We start from the raw sequence: 15,833 nt of genomic DNA on the forward strand, positions 1-15,833 counted from the left end.
ACAAGATGACTACACTGATACGTGGCGGTACTGTTGTCAATGCTGACCGTGCCTTCCGCGCCGATGTACTCATCGAGGGCGACACGATTGCCGCCGTCGGCGAGAATTTGGCGCTGCCGGTGGGCGCCACTGTGCTCGACGCGGGCGGCCTGTATGTGATGCCGGGCGGGATAGACACCCACACGCACATGAACTTGCCCTTCATGGGCACCGTGACATCCGACGATTTTTTCACCGGCACTGCGGCTGGCCTGGCGGGCGGCACCACCACCATCATGGACTTCGTCATTCCCGCGCCGAAGCAGTCCTTGATCGAGGCATATCACCAATGGCGCGCGTGGTCGGCCAAGGCCGCCGGCGACTATACCTTCCACGTGGCGATCACCTGGTGGAGCGAGCAGGTACATGCAGAGATGGGCACGCTGGTGCGCGAGCATGGGGTGAACAGCTTCAAGCACTTCATGGCGTACAAGAACGCCATCATGGCTGACGATGAAACGCTGGTGAAAAGCTTCAGCCGTTCGCTGGAACTTGGGGCGCTGCCTACCGTGCATGCGGAAAACGGCGAGCTGGTTTTTCAATTGCAGCAAGCCTTGCTGAAAAAAGGCATTACCGGGCCGCAGGCGCATCCCTTGTCGCGCCCTCCCGCCGTGGAGGCCGAGGCGGCCAACCGCGCTATTGCCATCGCCAATGTCCTCAATACGCCCGTCTACATCGTGCACGTCTCGTGCGCGGAGTCGCTCGACGCGATCACGCGCGCACGCGCGAATGGCCAGCGTGTGTATGGCGAAGCGCTGGCAGGCCATTTGGTGATCGATGACAGCGTCTACCAGAGCGATGATTTCGACTTTGTGGCGGGCCACGTCATGAGCCCGCCGTTCCGCGGCAAGCATCATCAAGCGGCGCTGTGGCACGGCCTGCAAAGCGGCAACCTGCACACGACGGCCACCGACCATTGTACTTTTTGCGCCGAACAGAAGGCGGCCGGCAAGCACGATTTCACGCGTATTCCGAATGGCTGCGGCGGCGTGGAAGAGCGCATGGCCGTGGTGTGGGACGCGGGTGTCAATTCCGGCATGCTGACGCCCTCGGAGTTCGTCAAGGTATCGTCGACCAATGCGGCGCAAATCTTCAATATGTATCCGCGCAAGGGTCTTATCGCTGCGGGTAGCGATGCCGACATCGTGCTGTGGGATCCGCAAGGCACGCGTACCATTTCCGCCGCCACGCAGTTCGCCAAGGGCGGCTTCAACGTCTTTGAAGGACGCACCGTGCGCGGCATCCCGCGCACCACGATTGCCGCCGGCAAGGTGGTGTTCCATCAGGGCCAGCTGACGGCCATCGAGGGCGCAGGGCGCTATATTGAGCGCCCTGCGTTTTCCACCACCACCGCATGAATTCAGGAGGTAAAAATGGCTGATCTACGCGATGATCTACGCATTAATGGTGAACGATTGTGGGCAGCGCTGATGCAACTGGCGCAGATCGGCGCGACGCCGAAGGGCGGCGTGAAGCGCCTGGCCCTGACGGACCTGGACAAACAGGGGCGCGACCTGGTGGTGGGCTGGGGCCGCGCAGCGGGCATGAGCATCACCATCGACCAGATCGGCAATGTCTTCATGCGCCGCGACGGCACGGACAATAGCTTGCCGCCCGTGATGACGGGCAGCCATATCGACACGCAACCCACGGGCGGCAAGTTCGATGGCAATTACGGCGTGCTGGCGGGCCTGGAAGTGGTGCGCACCCTGAACGATCTGAAAATCAAGACGCAAGCGCCGATCGAGGTGGCCTTCTGGACCAACGAGGAAGGCTCGCGCTTCGTGCCCGTGATGATGGGTTCCGGCGTGTTTTGCGGCGCCTTCTCGCTCGAAACCGCATATGCGGCGAAAGACACGGAAGGGAAAACGGTGGGCGAGGAGCTGGCGCGCATCGGCTATCGTGGAGACCAGGTACCGGGCGAGCATCCCATTGGCGCCTATTTTGAAACGCATATCGAGCAGGGCCCCGTGCTGGAAGACGCCGACAAGGTCATCGGCGTGGTGCCCGCCGTGATGGGACTGTCCTGGTATGACTGCGTCGTGATGGGCATGGAAGCGCACGCGGGACCGACTCCCATGGGGCTGCGCAAGGATGCGTTGCAGGTGGCCACTGGCATCATGCAGGAAGTCGTCGCCATCGCCAATCGCTATCCGCCATACGGACGCGGCACGGTGGGCATGGTGCAGGTGTTCCCGAACAGCCGCAACGTGATCCCCGGCGAAGTGACGTTCAGCATCGACCTGCGCAATGTGAACGATGATCTGCTCAACGCCATGCACGGCGAAATCACGGCCTTCATCGACGCCACGCGCACCGCTACGGGACTCGATATCTCTCTTGAGCGGGTTTCCTATTACCCGCCATGCCCGTTCCACACCGACTGCGTGGACGCCGTGCGCAATGCCACGGCAAAGCTGGGCTACTCGGTGATGGACGTGGTTTCCGGCGCTGGTCACGACGCCATCTACGCGGCCCGGCTGGCGCCGGCCGGCATGATCTTCGTGCCCTGCAAGGATGGCATCAGCCACAATGAAATCGAAGACGCCAAGCCCGAACACCTGGAAGCTGGCTGCAATGTGTTGCTGCACGCGATGCTGGAGCGGGCCGTGGCCGTGTAGCTGTCGCTGCGCGGCGATGCTATGCTGGGCGTCTTGCGACAGCAGGCGGCCCAGCGATGAGCATTTCCGATACCGATACCGATACCCGGCAGCGTCCGGCCGCGCAGCACGCTGCGCGTGGCGGCGAACTGCTGTCGATGGGCGACGCGGCGGGCGCGCAGGCGTGTTTCCAGCAGGCGCTGGCACTTGACCCCGACAACGTGTTTGCCCTGGCCAACCTGGCCTGGATGGGGGAACAGGAGGGCGCACTCGAATACGCCGTGGCCTTGTACCTGCGTGCGCTGGCGCACATGCCGGACGATACGCATCTGCTGCAAAACCTGGGCGCGCTGCTGCTGCGCATGCGTCGCATGGAGGAAGCCGAGCAAATCTTGCGCCGCGTGCTGGCGCTGGAGCCCGAACGCTCTTCCGCTTGGTCCAACCTGGGCGTGCTGCAGGCCAGCCTGCAGCGCGAAACACAGGCAGAGCGTTGCTACCGCCATGCCATGGAACTCGATCCGGCCTACGCGAACGCGCGCTACAACCTCGCCTACCTGCTGCTGCGCCAGGGACGCCTGGCGGAAGGCTGGCAAATGCTCGAAGCGCGGCCGCAACCGTCCGCGTTTGGCGACTACTTTGACTTCCCGCGCTGGCAGGGGGAGTCGCTGGCCGGCAAGTCGCTGCTGATCTGCCCCGAAGCGGGCATGGGCGATATGCTGCTGCTGTGCCGCTACGTGCCCTTGCTGCGCGATATGGGCGCGGCCAGCGTGTCGCTACTGTGCCATGCGCCGCTCAAGGCGCTGCTGCAGACCGTGCCTGGCATCGACGAGGTGCTGGCCATCGGCGAGGCGGTCGCGCAGGGCGGACGCGATTATTGGGTCGCCCTGCTGAGCATTCCCGGCCTGTGCGGTACGGTCCTGGAAACGATACCGTCGAACGTGCCGTATGTGCACGCGGATGCGTGCGCCGTGGCCGCCTGGGCCGCGCGCTTGCCACCCGCGCCGCTGCGCGTGGGCCTGGCCTGGCGAGGCAATCGCGCATTTGAAAACGATGGCGAGCGTTCGCTGGCGGCGCTCGACGCTCTGGCGCCGCTGGGAGCGGTGGCCGGCGTGCAGTTTGTCAGCTTGCAGAAGGGTGCCGGCGAGGATGACACTTCGGCGTCACTGGCCCTGGTCGGCGGTGGCGCAGCGCTGGGCGACATGGCCGATACGGCGGCGCTGATCGCCAACCTGGACCTGGTGATCAGCGTCGATACGGCCGTGGCGCACTTGGCGGGCGCATTGGGTACGCCGTGCTGGCTGCTGTTGCCGCACTACCGGCCCGACTGGCGCTGGCTGGCGGGGCGCAGCGATAGTCCCTGGTATTGCGCGATGCGCCTTTTCCACCAGCCTGCGCCAGGCGGCTGGGCACCATTGATCGCGCAGGTGGCCGAGCAGCTGACGCGCTGGCGACAGAAGACGCTCCGCGCCGGGAGTGACTCTTAGTCGTGGGGCTTGGGCTGGAACTGGCGCAAAAACGCCAGCAGTGCGCGCGCTGCCATGTCGGCGTCGTCCGCCGTCATGGTTTCCAGCGGATTGTGGCTGATGCCGCCATTGCCGCAGCGCGTAAACAGCATGGCGACGTCGGTGATGGCGGCCATGGCCATGGCGTCGTGGCCGGCGCCCGACAGCAGCGCATATGGTTCGATGCCGACCGATTCCACGGCCCGCGCCAGCTGCGCCATCAGCCATGGCGCGCATGGCGCGGCACGCGCCGACAGCAGCAGTTCCAGCTGGCAGTCGATCTGGCGCCGCGCGCAGATGGCGGCGATGCCATCGAGGATGTCGTCGACGGCCGCCTGGCGTACCGCGTCGCTGGCGGCGCGGATATCGAGCGACAGGGTGCAGGCGCCGGCGATCACATTGACGGAACCGTTGGGCACCTGCAACTGGCCTACTGTGCCGACCAGCGCCTCGCCCTGCTTGCAGCGCTGTTCCACCAGCAAGATGATTTCGGCGGCCGCGCTGGCGGCATCCTTGCGCATGGTCATGGGCGTGGTGCCCGCGTGGCTGGCCACGCCGCCAAGATTGACCAGGTAGCGCGAGCTGCCGGCAATCGCCGTCACCACGCCCAGCGGCAAATCGCGCTCCAGCAGTACGGGCCCTTGCTCGATATGCACTTCCACATAGCCGAGCAAGTCGGACGGAACACGCGCGATGGCGCCGATGGCGCTGGCCTCGTGGCCGGCGCCAGCCAGCGCCTCGCGCATGCTCACGCCATTCGTGTCGCACTGTTCCAGCAGCGACAAGTCGAACTTGCCGGTGACAGCCGTGCTGCCCAGGAAGGTGCTCTTGAAGCGCACGCCTTCCTCTTCGGCGAAGCCGACGATCTCGACATGAAACGGCAGTTTTTCACCCCGCGCATGCAGGTGGCGCACGACGGCGATCGGCAGCACGATACCTAGCCGGCCGTCGTACTTGCCGCCGTTGCGCACCGTGTCGTAATGCGATCCGGTCATCAGTGTCTTTGCGCCCGGCACGTCGGACAGGTAGCGTCCGACGACATTGCCGACGGCGTCGATTTGCACCTGCATGCCCGCGTCGCGCATCCAGTCGGCCAGTTGCGCGGCCGTCTTCTGGTGGGCCGGCGTCAGGTAGGCGCAGGTCAGGTTGTCATCGCTGTCGCTCCAGGCGGCCAGCGTTTCCGCATGCTGCATGATGGCCGGGCCGAAGTCCAGGCGCACGTCGAACAAGTCATTGAGGCGCAGTTCGGCGATGCGCTTGATCTGGCGCAGCGATTCGGCCAGTTCGTCGGCGTGACGGTTTTTCAGGCGTCGTGCAAACGTGGCGATGATGTCTTGGCGTGTCAAGCCTTCCCCCGTCGGGCCCTTGACGGCGAGGATGAAGGGAAAACCGAACTTGGCGTTGTACTCGCCGTTGAGATGCTGCAGCGTGGCGAATTCCTCGGTGCTGCATAGATGCAAGCCGGACTTGGCCTGCTCGCGCGCCGATTCCGCCGTCAATTGTCCCGCGATGGCGGCTTTGCCGGCCAGTTCGGGATGGGCGCGTATCAGCCCCAGCTGCTCTTCGGGGGAGGCCAGCGCGAGTACGCGCTGGAGTTCCGTCTTCAGTGCCGTCAGGCTGGCAAACGGCCGGGCTGCGGCCGCGCGCTGGGCGATCCAGGGCGAATGTTCATAGATGCCATGTAGCTGCGCGATAAAATCGGCCTGGCTGCCGGTGTTCAGGTCTGAAAGGGTGGTCATGGTTTTCCGATCATGCAAGCGGTGATGATAGCGCCCCGTTCCTGCGTCCATTATATGCGCGCGTTGATAGCGGCTATCGTTGTACCAGCGCCTTGGCGGCAGCGCTGACCAGGTCGCGCAGCCATTTGTGTTCTGGGGCCTGGTGCACGCGCTGGTGCCACAGCTGGTAAAAGCGCATGGGCGGGAATTTCAATGGCACCGTATACGTCTTCAGCGGCAGGGTTTTCTCATAGAAGCGCATGAATTGCCGGCCCGTGGTGAGCACCAGGTCGGTCTGCGTCAGCATATAGGGAATCAGGCCGAAATATGCCGACTCCACCACCACGTTGCGCTGCAGGTTCTGACGCTCCAGAAAGGCATCAATGACGCCATGGTAGCCCGGCATCATCTGCGACGGCGCCACGTGGGGCAGGCTCAGATAATCGTCGAGCGTCATGGCGTCGCTTGCCGTGCGGCGCGCATAGGCGTTTTCCGCATGCATGGCGCAGATGATGGGATCTTCGAACAGCTTCGAGATGTGCAGATGAGCGGGCGGCTCGTCCCAGTTGGCGATGACCAGGTCCAGCCCGCCGTCGGACAGTTGGCGAATATGGTCGATGCCCGGCCCCAGGCTGTGCAGCACCACGCGGCTTTTCGGCGAACCGCGACGCAGCATGGCCACCACATTGGGCAGGAACTGGCTGTCCAGGTAGTCGGGCGCAGCGATATGGAAGGTGCGCGCCTCTTCCTGGGCCACGAACGGCGTCTTCTTGATGAACAGGCTCTCGGTCTGGTCGAGGATGCGCTTGGCCGGATTGAGCAGGCTTTCACCATGCTGTGTGGGGACCATGCCGCGCGCGCCGCGTACCAGCAGCGGGTCGCCCGTTAATTCGCGCAGCTTGCGCAAGGAGGCGGAAATCGACGGCTGCGGCTGATTGAGTTTGAGCGCCACGCGCGAGACATTCTTTTCCACCAGCAGCAGGTAAAGGATGCGGATCAAGTGCAGGTCGAGGTGTTGTGGCAAGCTGGACATGGGGTGGCGGCTTCGTTGTATATCGATTTGAATATGTCGAATATACGATATTTTTCATGTGAAGGGCGGTAAATCCGTTTATCTTGTGTAGATTGGCACGAATATGGCTTCGGTCTGACTTGAGGAAATTTATGGAAGTATTTGCCTACCTGATTCCGTACGGCCTTGAGTGGCTGAACCTGATCGTTCGCTGGTTGCACGTCATCACGGGCATCGCCTGGATCGGTGCGTCCTTCTATTTCGTCTGGCTCGACAACTCGATCCGCCCGCCGACACCCGGTTCCGAGCTGGCGAAGAAGGGCGTCTCCGGAGAATTATGGGCCGTGCACGGCGGCGGCTTCTACAACCCGCAAAAATATCTGCTGGCGCCGGCCGAACTGCCGAAGGAACTGCACTGGTTCAAGTGGGAAGCGTATTCGACCTGGTTGTCCGGCTTTGCGCTGCTGACGATTGCCTATTACTTCAATGCCCAGGCCATGATGATCGACAAATCCGTGGCCGACATCAGCAGCGCGCAAGCCGTTGGTATCGGCATCGCCACCCTGGTCATAGGCTGGATTGTGTACGACCTGCTATGCCGTTCCCCGCTTGCCAAGCATGAACTGTGGTTCGGCGTGACGGTGTTTGCGCTGATCGTCGGCGCTGCGTATGTGCTGACGCACTTGTTGAGCGGGCGCGCCGCCTACATCCACGTGGGTGCCATGATTGGCAGCATCATGGTGGCCAATGTGCTCATGCTGATCATTCCCGGTCAGCGCAAGATGGTCGAAGCCATGGCTGCCGGCAAGCTGCCCGATCCCAAGCACGGCCTGAAAGCCAAGCAGCGCAGCGTGCATAATAATTACTTTACCTTGCCGGTGCTGTTCATCATGATCAGCAACCACTACGCGATGACCTACCGGAACGATCACGCCTGGCTGGTGCTGGCGCTGATCATGGCGGCCGGTGTCTTCATACGCCATTTCTTCAATCTGCGCCACAAGGGCCGGGTTGAGTGGCGCTATCCGGCCATCGGCGTGGCACTGTTGTTGGGCGTGGCCGTGGCCATCGCGCCGAAAGCGCCCGTGGCTGTGGCGGGGGCGCCTGCGCTGGACCCGGCAGCGCAGTTCAAGAGCGTGCATGCCATCATTGCCCAGCGCTGCGCCACCTGCCACTCGGCGCGGCCCACGCAGCCCGGTTTTGCCACCGCGCCAGCGGGCATGATGCTCGATAATGAAGCGCAGATTCGCCAGCACGCAGCGCAAATCTACCAGCAGGCCATCGAGCTCAAAGCCATGCCGATCGGGAACCTGACCAACATCACCGACGCCGAGCGCAATGAACTGGGCGCCTGGCTACAACAGACCATGCAAGGAGCAAAATGACAACGCACGCAGAACGGATCACCGCCTGGATCGACGATCACTTCGACGAGGAAGTCGCATTTTTACAGCAGGTAGTGCAGCAGCCGACGGATACGCCGCCGGGCAATAACGCACCGCATGCGCAGTTGGTGGCGCAACTGCTGCAAGCCTATGGCTGGCAGGTGGAAAAGCACGCGGTGCCAGCCGAGCAGGTAGCGGCGTACGGCATGCAGAGCATCACTAACCTGATCGTGCGCCGGCCGTATGCTGCGGGCGGGCCGACGGTGGCGCTCAATGCGCATGGCGACGTGGTGCCGCCTGGTGACAACTGGACGTATCCGCCGTATGGCGGCCAGATCGAGGGTGGCTTTATGTATGGCCGCGCGACGGCCGTGTCAAAAAGTGATTTCGCTACCTATGTGTTTGCCGCGCGCGCGCTCGAAGCGCTGGGCGTTCCCTTGCAAGGCCAGCTGGAACTGCACTTTACATATGACGAGGAATTCGGCGGCTTGCTGGGGCCGGGCTGGCTGCTGGAACAGCAGCTGACGAAACCCGACTTCGTTATCGCCGCCGGTTTCAGCTACGCGATCGTCACCGCCCACAACGCCTGCTTGCAGCTTGAAATTACCGTACACGGCAAGTCGGGGCATGGCGCCATGCCCGAAACGGGGCATGATGCGCTGCAGGCAGCGAACAAGATCCTCAATGCCATCTATGGCCAGCTGCCGGAGCTGAAAAAGATCAAGTCCAAGGTGGCGGGCATCGATTCCCCGACCATGCTGGTGGGGCGTATCGACGGTGGCACGAATACCAATGTGGTGCCGGGCAAGGTGGTCATGAAGATGGACCGCCGCATGATTCCGGAAGAAGATCCGGTGGCGGTGGAAGCGCAGGTGCGCGCGCTGATCGAAGATGCCGTGTGCGGCGAGCCGGGCATCCGCATCGAGATCCGTCGCCTGCTGCTGTCGCACGCGCTGCGCCCCTTGCCAGGCTCCGAGCAACTGGTCGGCAGCCTGCAAAAGAACGCGCAGGCGATTCTGGGCGTAACCATTGCCGCCGTCGGCACGCCCTTGTACGCGGATGCGCGCCTGTATGGCGAACGCGGCATTCCTGCCGTGCTGTATGGCGCCGGACCGCGCACGGTACCCGAATCGAACGCGAAGAAGGCCGATGAACGCCTGGCGCTCGACGATTTGCGCAAGGCTAGCAAGATCGTCGCCCTGACACTGCTCGACTTCCTGGGAGAAAAATAGGCCGTCATCGGCCGCGCCGTGCCGGCGCTGCTGCGGGAGAGTGAAAAAGAATAGTGCTGCAGTGCAGGAAAATGCCAACTCTGTCATGATGGGCGGCATTGATATGAAATAGTCGCGCTTGCGCGCCGGCAAACTTCACACTGTGCACCAATACGACCTGATTAGCTGTCATGACTGCGGCGTGTTGTATCGCAAACGTCCGCTGCGTCCACGTGAGAAGGCGCGCTGTAGCCGTTGCCGCTCGGTTCTGTACCGAGCCGCATCGGGTCGGGGCGCCAGCGCAGGTCTGGACAAGGTGCTGGCGTTGACCCTGGCCGCCGCGCTGGCCTTCCTGATCGCGCAGTTCTTTCCGATCGTCGAACTCGACGTCAATGGACTGACCTCCAGCGCCACCTTGCTCGGCTCCATCCGCGTGCTGTGGTACGAGCAGATGCAGGTGGTGGCGAGCATGGTCTTCCTGTCCACCATCGTCTTCCCGGCCGTTGAACTGGCGTCCCTGCTGTATGTGGCGCTGGGCTTGCGTCGCGGCGTCAAGGTGCCCGGCTTTAACCGCGTGCTGCGCGCCGTGCAGATAGCGCGCGAATGGGGCATGACAGAGGTGCTGATGATCGGCATCCTGATCACTGTCGTCAAGATGAGCAGCCTGGCCACCGTGCTGCCGCAACCGGGACTGTTCGCCTTCGGCGCGCTGACGCTGCTGCTGGCCATCGTCGTCTCCTTCGATCCCAAGGCGCTGTGGAACCTGGGTGATGATTTGACGCCGCAGGCGCAGCCTGGCATCGCCTGCCAGGGCTTCGCGCAGAGCGCGAAGGTCGTGCCCTGCCACGCCTGCGCCCTGGTGGCGCCGCCCCTGCACAAGGACAAGGGCAAGCGCCTGGCGTGCGTACGCTGCGGCTCGACCCTGCACGTGCGCAAACCGAACAGTATCAGCCGTACCTGGGCTTTGCTGATCGCCGCCATGATCCTCTACATTCCCGCCAATCTGCTGCCCGTGATGGTGACGCATTCCCTGTTGGGCGCACAAAACGACACGATCATGAGCGGCGTGGTGCTGTTCTGGAGTAGCGGCTCGAAGGGCCTGGCCATCATCATTTTCATCGCCAGCGTGGTCGTGCCCATGCTCAAGCTGGGCGTACTGGCGCTGCTGGCGTTCACCGCGCAGCGGCGCTCGCGCTGGCGGCCGCGCCAGCGCACCATCTTGTACCGCATGGTCGAATTCATCGGCCGCTGGTCCATGCTCGATATCTTTGTCGTCACCCTGACAGTGGCGCTGGTGCGCTTCAACTCGCTGGCCGTGATCACGGCCGGGCCTGGTGCACTGGCCTTTGGCGCCGTGGTGGTGCTAACCATGCTGGCGGCGATGCAGTTTGACCCGCGCCTGATCTGGGACGCCGTCGATGAGCAGGTGCCTGGAGAGGAAGAGCCCGTGATGATGACAAATGCCGCAAACAATACCGTGATTGGAGAACCGCATGGCTGACAAAGCAGCAAACGACCTTGCCGAAACGGGGGGCCACCGATTGCCCGAACCCGATGTGGAACAGGGCAGCCGCTGGCTGCCGTCGCTGGTATGGCTCATTCCGCTGCTGGCCGCGTTGATCGGCGCCGGTCTGGCTGCCAAGTCCATCCTCGATCAGGGACCCACGCTGACGGTCAGCTTCAAGAGCGCCGAAGGGCTGGAGCCGGGCAAGACCAAGGTCAAGTACAAGGATGTCGACATCGGTCAGGTGCGCGCCATCACTCTCGGCGAGGACTTGAGCAAGGTGCTCGTAACGATAGACATGAGCAAGGAAGCACGCCGTTTTGCGACCAACGATTCGCGCTTCTGGGTGGTGCGTCCGCAGATCGGTGCCAGCGGCGTGACAGGGCTGGGTACCTTGCTGTCGGGCGCCTACATCGGCGTTGATACGGGCAAGTCGGAGCAGAAGAGGGAAAACTTCGTCGGCATGGAAAACCCACCCGCCGTGGCCGGTGACCAGAAGGGCAAGCTGTACACGCTGCATGCGGACAGCCTCGGTTCCATCGACGTCGGTTCGCCCCTGTTTTTCCACCGCCTGCGCGTGGGCAAGGTGGTCAGCTTCGCGCTGGACAAGGATGGCAACGGCATTAGCATGTCCGTCTTCGTGAATGCGCCGTACGATCAATTCGTCGGCAAGAATGCGCGCTGGTGGCATGCCAGCGGCGTCGACGTGCGCCTCGATTCGAACGGCTTCAAGCTAAATACGCAGTCCCTGGCCGCCATGCTGGTGGGAGGTATAGCCTTCGAGGCGGAAAATGGCCGCAAGCCGGAAGATCCGGCGCCCGCTGGCACCAGCTACCGCCTGGCGGCCGACGAGGCCAGCGCCATGCGCGAGCCCGATGGTGACGCCATTACCACCGTATTCTATTTCGACCAGTCCCTGCGCGGCTTGCAGCCTGGCGCCAGCGTCGACTTCCGTGGCATCGTACTGGGCGAGGTGCGCTCGGTGGGCATCGAGTTCGACCCCGTGAAAAATAATTTCCGCATGCCTGTCACCGTCAATCTGTATCCTGCACGCCTGGGCACGCGCTTCAAGGCGGCCGTCGATGATGCGGAAGGCTCGGCCGGTCATCAGTTGCTCGAACGCATGGTCAGTCGTGGTTTGCGCGCCCAGCTGCGCACGGGCAACCTGCTCACCAGCCAGTTGTATATCGCGCTGGACTTCTTCCCGAAAGCGCCGAAAGTGGCCTTGGACTTGAACAGGTATCCGCTGGAAGTGCCCACCGTGCCCAATACCCTGGATGAACTGCAGACGCAGATCGCCAGTATCGCGCGCAAGCTGGACCAAGTGCCCTACGCCGAGCTTGGCAACAATTTGAACGCGACCATCAAGCAGGCCAACACCCTGTTCAAGCAGCTCGATGGCCAGGTAGTGCCGGAAATGCGCGATACCCTGACGGCGGCAAAACAGACCTTCGGTACGGCCGAACAGGTGCTGCAAAAGGATTCGCCGCTGCAGTCGGACGTGCGCCAGGCCTTGCAACAGCTGACGCAAACCCTGCAATCACTCAATGCCCTGTCGGATTACCTGGAACGGCATCCCGAGTCCCTGATCCGCGGTAAAAAAGGAGATGAAAAATGATGAAGCCCGTCCTTGTAAGCTGCGCAGCGCTGCTGGCGAGCGTCTTGCTGGGCGCCTGCTCCACGCCCCAGCCCGAGTATTTCTATACGCTCGGTGGCGGCGTTGATGCGCAGCCGGCCAAAGCCGTCAAATATTATGTCGAGGTGCTGGCCGTCAGCGTGCCACAACAGGTGAGCCGCAATCAGTTCGTCGTGACGGCGCCGTCTGGACGCATCGAATTGCTCGAGCAGCAGCGCTGGGCAGGCCCGCTGGCCGGCGAGATCGGTCAGGCCTTGTCGACGGCCTTGACGAATGACCTGGGCGCCATCGATGTATTTCGCACGCCGCACTCCGACAACCTGCCCGTGTACCGCATCAGCACCAATGTGCAGCGCTTCGAGTCCGTCATGGGCCAGTATGCGCTGATCGATGCCGTGTGGAGCGCGCGCCAGTTGGCCAGCAACAAGGTGCTCACTTGCCGCACCATCGCCAATGAAAAAGTGGGCGCAGGCTACGCTGAACTGGTGCGGGGCCACCGCCGCGCCGTCGGGCGCATCGCTGCCGATGTGGCGAATGTGGTGCGTGCTTTTGACAACGGCCACGCTGCCTGCCCGGCCGCCTGAGCCGCTTTCTGCTACCCAGTCCCGCCGGCCGCTGGTAAAATGCCGGCATGGGAATGACCTCTTTCACACGCCGCTGCGCCGCCTGGATCGCCTGTTTCGCGATTCTGCTGGCGGCGCTCGCGCCGTCGATTTCCCACGCCGTCGCCAATGCCAAGCAGCAGTCCGGCTCCGGCTGGGCGGAAATCTGTTCGGTGGCCGGCATCCGTTTCGTCCAGCTTGTCCAGGTCGATGACGGCGCCGGCGACGGCAAGACCGGCGGCAAGGCCATGCAGATGGAGCATTGTGCCTTCTGTTCCACGCATGCGGGCTCCATAGGCTTGCCGCCCAGTCCCGTGCTGCCGCTGCTTGTGGCCAGCGGCACGGCCATTTTCCCGGCCCTGTACTACCAGTCGCCGTCCCCGCTGTTCATCTGGTCTACCGCGCAATCGCGCGCGCCGCCCGGCCTCGTTTAATTTCTAGCATCTTTAGTGCTTGCCTCTTGCGCCCTTGAGCGTGACGGGCGGCATCCGCACATTTAAACGAGAATCACATGAATAAAAGATTATTGGTGCTGGCCGTGGCCATCACCTTGGCCTACCCCTGCGCGCAGGCGCAAGCCGATCACGCCATCGATACCGTCGTCGTTTCCGGTTCGCGCGCACAATCGTGGCTGTCCGAGACGCCGCAAGCCATCGGCGTCGTCAATGCGGCATTGCTGGAACGCGACAAGCCCAAGACCATGGGCGATATCCTCAACCGCATCGCCGGCGTGTACTGGAATGATCTGGGCAACGAGCAGCACAGCATGAGCATCCGCCAGCCTATCGGCACGAATGCCGTCTACCAGTACCTGGAAGATGGTATTCCGATCCGCCCGCTGGGCGTCTTCAACCACAACTCGCTCAACGAGATGAATATGGCGGGGGCGAGCGGCGTGGAAGTGGTGAAGGGCGCTGCTTCCTCGCTGTATGGCAGCAATGCCGTGGGCGGCGCCGTCAATTTCCTCAGCGCTGGCGCCAGCGCCACGCCGACGGCCAAAGTGGACATCCGGCGCGATAATGTGGCCGGCTTCAGCCGCTATGACACCTCTGCCAGCGATACCTGGGGGCCGCTGGGACTGCGCTTTTCCCATTACAGTTCGCGCCGTTCGCGCGACAACTGGCAAGAGTACAGCTATGGCGACAAGGATTCGTTCTCGCTGCGCGCCGACTATGCGCTCAGTCCTACCTCGCAGCTGCGCGCCACCCTGGTCCACATGGATCTCGATGCGGCCATGACGGGCAGTCTGTTTGAAAATGACTACCGCAATGCGCCCGGCAAGAGCCTGAACACCTTTACTTACCGCAAAGACAAGACCACGCGCATGAATCTGGCGTGGGAAGGCGAGACGACGGTCAACGGCACAAGCACCGTCACCGTGTTTACGCGCAAGAACGACCATGGGCAGATTCCCGCGTATTCCATCGGTAGTTGCGTCGGTACGCTGTGCAAGGGTGTCATCAATAACAACCACGTCGATTCGCTGGGGCTGGATGTGAAACACCAGCAGGAATTCACCTGGCTGCGTTCGCGCCTGGTCGCTGGCGTGTACGTGGACAAGAGCGACAACCCTTTTGTCAGCGACAACCTGTCCATCGTGCGCGATGCCGCCACGGGCCGCTATCTGCGCTATACGCTGGCCAATGCCGTCAATCCGCAGGGCGTGCGCGACTACCAGACGGACATTCTGAATACGGCCGTCTTCGCGCAATGGGAATTTTCTCCGCTGGCGGGCACGCGCGTGGTGCTGGGCGCTCGCTCGGATGCCATTCGCTACGATTACCATAACAAGCTGGCGCCCGGTGGCAGCGTCAATTACGGCGCACCGGACGAGTCGCGCAGCTTTTCGCACCTCAGTCCGAAGCTCGGTGGCACCTACGCGCTCGGCCATGCGGGCAGCGCGTATGCCAACGTCAGCCAGGGTTTTACGCCGCCAGAAGTGAGTCAGCTGTATGGCAAGACGGGCATCGCCGACCTGCAGCCGTCGGTCTACAACAACTATGAGCTGGGCTTGCGCTGGGCCTTCTTGCAGGGCCGCCTGAAACTCGATACGGCCGTGTACCGCCTCGATGGGCGTGACACCATCGTCAGCTATACGCTTTCGCCGGGCAACAGCGAAAACCGCAATGCGGGCCGCACGCGCAGCGAAGGCCTGGAGCTTGGGCTGAACTACGATAGCGGCCCGTTCGACGCGCGCTTCGCCACGGCGATCGCGCGTCACCGCTATCTGCGCTACCAGGTGTCTGCCAGCCTCGATTACAGTGGACGCAGCATGCCGCAGGCGCCGCGCGACATCACCTCGGTCGAGATCGGCTACAAGCCTTTGGCCGGCGCCAGGGTGGCGCTCGAAGCCGTGCATCAAGGCCGCTACTGGATGAACAACGCCAATACGGTGCAGTACAAAGGCCACGCGTTGCTGAACCTGCGCGCCAGCTACCAGCTGGCGCGTGGCCTGGAAGCGTGGGCGCAGGTGCGCAACCTGATGGATAAGCGCTATGCCGATTCGGCCAGTAGCAGCTACTCGGGCGTGGGCAGTTACGCGCCGAACAGCCAGAACCAGTACACGCCCGGTGCGCCGCGCAGCGTGATGCTGGGCCTGGGCTATACCTTCAATGCACTGTGAA

Annotated in this window: 12 protein-coding genes; 10 read left to right on the forward strand and 2 right to left on the reverse strand. The window is 63.0% G+C overall.

Annotation, left to right across the window (positions count from 1 at the left end):
- The first annotated feature begins 5 nt into the window (after positions 1-5).
- From hydA to H4V96_RS03440, 3 genes are read left to right on the forward strand one after another with little or no spacing between them, the layout of a single operon-like run.
- Positions 6-1,397: a dihydropyrimidinase gene (hydA, locus tag H4V96_RS03430; protein ID WP_196856694.1), complete on the forward strand. Its 1,392-nt coding sequence runs from the start codon at positions 6-8 to the stop codon at positions 1,395-1,397.
- Between the two features lie 15 nt (positions 1,398-1,412).
- Entirely contained in the window at positions 1,413-2,660 is a 1,248-nt protein-coding gene (locus H4V96_RS03435) for a Zn-dependent hydrolase (protein WP_196856693.1), read from the forward strand.
- A gap of 56 nt (positions 2,661-2,716) precedes the next feature.
- On the forward strand, positions 2,717-4,123 hold the full coding sequence (locus H4V96_RS03440) for a tetratricopeptide repeat protein (protein WP_280720690.1): 1,407 nt from the start codon (positions 2,717-2,719) through the stop codon (positions 4,121-4,123).
- Here the strand turns inward: H4V96_RS03440 and H4V96_RS03445 are convergent.
- Positions 4,120-5,880, reverse strand: coding sequence for an allantoate amidohydrolase (locus tag H4V96_RS03445; RefSeq protein WP_280720691.1), 1,761 nt, complete (start codon positions 5,878-5,880; stop codon positions 4,120-4,122). The genes H4V96_RS03440 and H4V96_RS03445 overlap by 4 nt on opposite strands.
- A 73-nt stretch (positions 5,881-5,953) precedes the next feature.
- Entirely contained in the window at positions 5,954-6,892 is a 939-nt protein-coding gene (locus tag H4V96_RS03450; RefSeq protein WP_010395109.1) for a LysR family transcriptional regulator, read from the reverse strand.
- A gap of 131 nt (positions 6,893-7,023) precedes the next feature.
- Here H4V96_RS03450 and H4V96_RS03455 point away from each other — a divergent pair, with 131 nt between their 5' ends.
- The 7 genes from H4V96_RS03455 to H4V96_RS03485 all read left to right on the forward strand — a co-directional run bounded on the left by H4V96_RS03455 (position 7,024) and on the right by H4V96_RS03485 (position 15,832).
- On the forward strand, positions 7,024-8,256 hold the full coding sequence (locus H4V96_RS03455) for a urate hydroxylase PuuD (protein ID WP_196856690.1): 1,233 nt from the start codon (positions 7,024-7,026) through the stop codon (positions 8,254-8,256).
- Entirely contained in the window at positions 8,253-9,488 is a 1,236-nt protein-coding gene (locus H4V96_RS03460; RefSeq protein ID WP_070345750.1) for a M20/M25/M40 family metallo-hydrolase, read from the forward strand. The genes H4V96_RS03455 and H4V96_RS03460 overlap by 4 nt, the downstream gene beginning before the upstream one ends.
- 142 nt (positions 9,489-9,630) lie before the next feature.
- Positions 9,631-10,968 (forward strand): paraquat-inducible protein A, encoded by a 1,338-nt coding sequence (locus H4V96_RS03465; protein WP_196856689.1) that lies wholly within the window; start codon positions 9,631-9,633, stop codon positions 10,966-10,968.
- The gene (locus H4V96_RS03470; protein ID WP_196856688.1) at positions 10,961-12,589 is read left to right on the forward strand and encodes an MlaD family protein; all 1,629 of its coding nucleotides are present in this window, start codon (positions 10,961-10,963) and stop codon (positions 12,587-12,589) included. Before H4V96_RS03465 ends, H4V96_RS03470 begins: the two co-directional genes overlap by 8 nt.
- Positions 12,586-13,191: a PqiC family protein gene (locus tag H4V96_RS03475; protein ID WP_280720692.1), complete on the forward strand. Its 606-nt coding sequence runs from the start codon at positions 12,586-12,588 to the stop codon at positions 13,189-13,191. The genes H4V96_RS03470 and H4V96_RS03475 overlap by 4 nt, the downstream gene beginning before the upstream one ends.
- Before the next feature lie 53 nt (positions 13,192-13,244).
- Positions 13,245-13,643 (forward strand): DUF2946 domain-containing protein, encoded by a 399-nt coding sequence (locus tag H4V96_RS03480; protein WP_196856687.1) that lies wholly within the window; start codon positions 13,245-13,247, stop codon positions 13,641-13,643.
- 77 nt (positions 13,644-13,720) lie between these two features.
- A complete protein-coding gene (locus H4V96_RS03485; protein WP_280720693.1) occupies positions 13,721-15,832 on the forward strand; it encodes a TonB-dependent receptor in 2,112 nt (703 codons plus the stop codon).
- The last annotated feature ends 1 nt before the right edge of the window (position 15,833 follow it).

The sequence above is a fragment of the Janthinobacterium sp. CG_23.4 genome (genome assembly GCF_029892305.1).
Classification (GTDB): domain Bacteria; phylum Pseudomonadota; class Gammaproteobacteria; order Burkholderiales; family Burkholderiaceae_D; genus Janthinobacterium; species Janthinobacterium lividum_D.

Coding starts and splice junctions, on each gene's coding strand:
- hydA (WP_196856694.1), top strand. CDS start 6: ATGACTACACTGATACGTGGCGGTACTGTTGTCAATGCTGACCGTGCC.
- H4V96_RS03435 (WP_196856693.1), top strand. CDS start 1,413: ATGGCTGATCTACGCGATGATCTACGCATTAATGGTGAACGATTGTGG.
- H4V96_RS03440 (WP_280720690.1), top strand. CDS start 2,717: ATGAGCATTTCCGATACCGATACCGATACCCGGCAGCGTCCGGCCGCG.
- H4V96_RS03445 (WP_280720691.1), bottom strand. CDS start 5,880: ATGACCACCCTTTCAGACCTGAACACCGGCAGCCAGGCCGATTTTATC.
- H4V96_RS03450 (WP_010395109.1), bottom strand. CDS start 6,892: ATGTCCAGCTTGCCACAACACCTCGACCTGCACTTGATCCGCATCCTT.
- H4V96_RS03455 (WP_196856690.1), top strand. CDS start 7,024: ATGGAAGTATTTGCCTACCTGATTCCGTACGGCCTTGAGTGGCTGAAC.
- H4V96_RS03460 (WP_070345750.1), top strand. CDS start 8,253: ATGACAACGCACGCAGAACGGATCACCGCCTGGATCGACGATCACTTC.
- H4V96_RS03470 (WP_196856688.1), top strand. CDS start 10,961: ATGGCTGACAAAGCAGCAAACGACCTTGCCGAAACGGGGGGCCACCGA.
- H4V96_RS03475 (WP_280720692.1), top strand. CDS start 12,586: ATGATGAAGCCCGTCCTTGTAAGCTGCGCAGCGCTGCTGGCGAGCGTC.
- H4V96_RS03480 (WP_196856687.1), top strand. CDS start 13,245: ATGACCTCTTTCACACGCCGCTGCGCCGCCTGGATCGCCTGTTTCGCG.
- H4V96_RS03485 (WP_280720693.1), top strand. CDS start 13,721: ATGAATAAAAGATTATTGGTGCTGGCCGTGGCCATCACCTTGGCCTAC.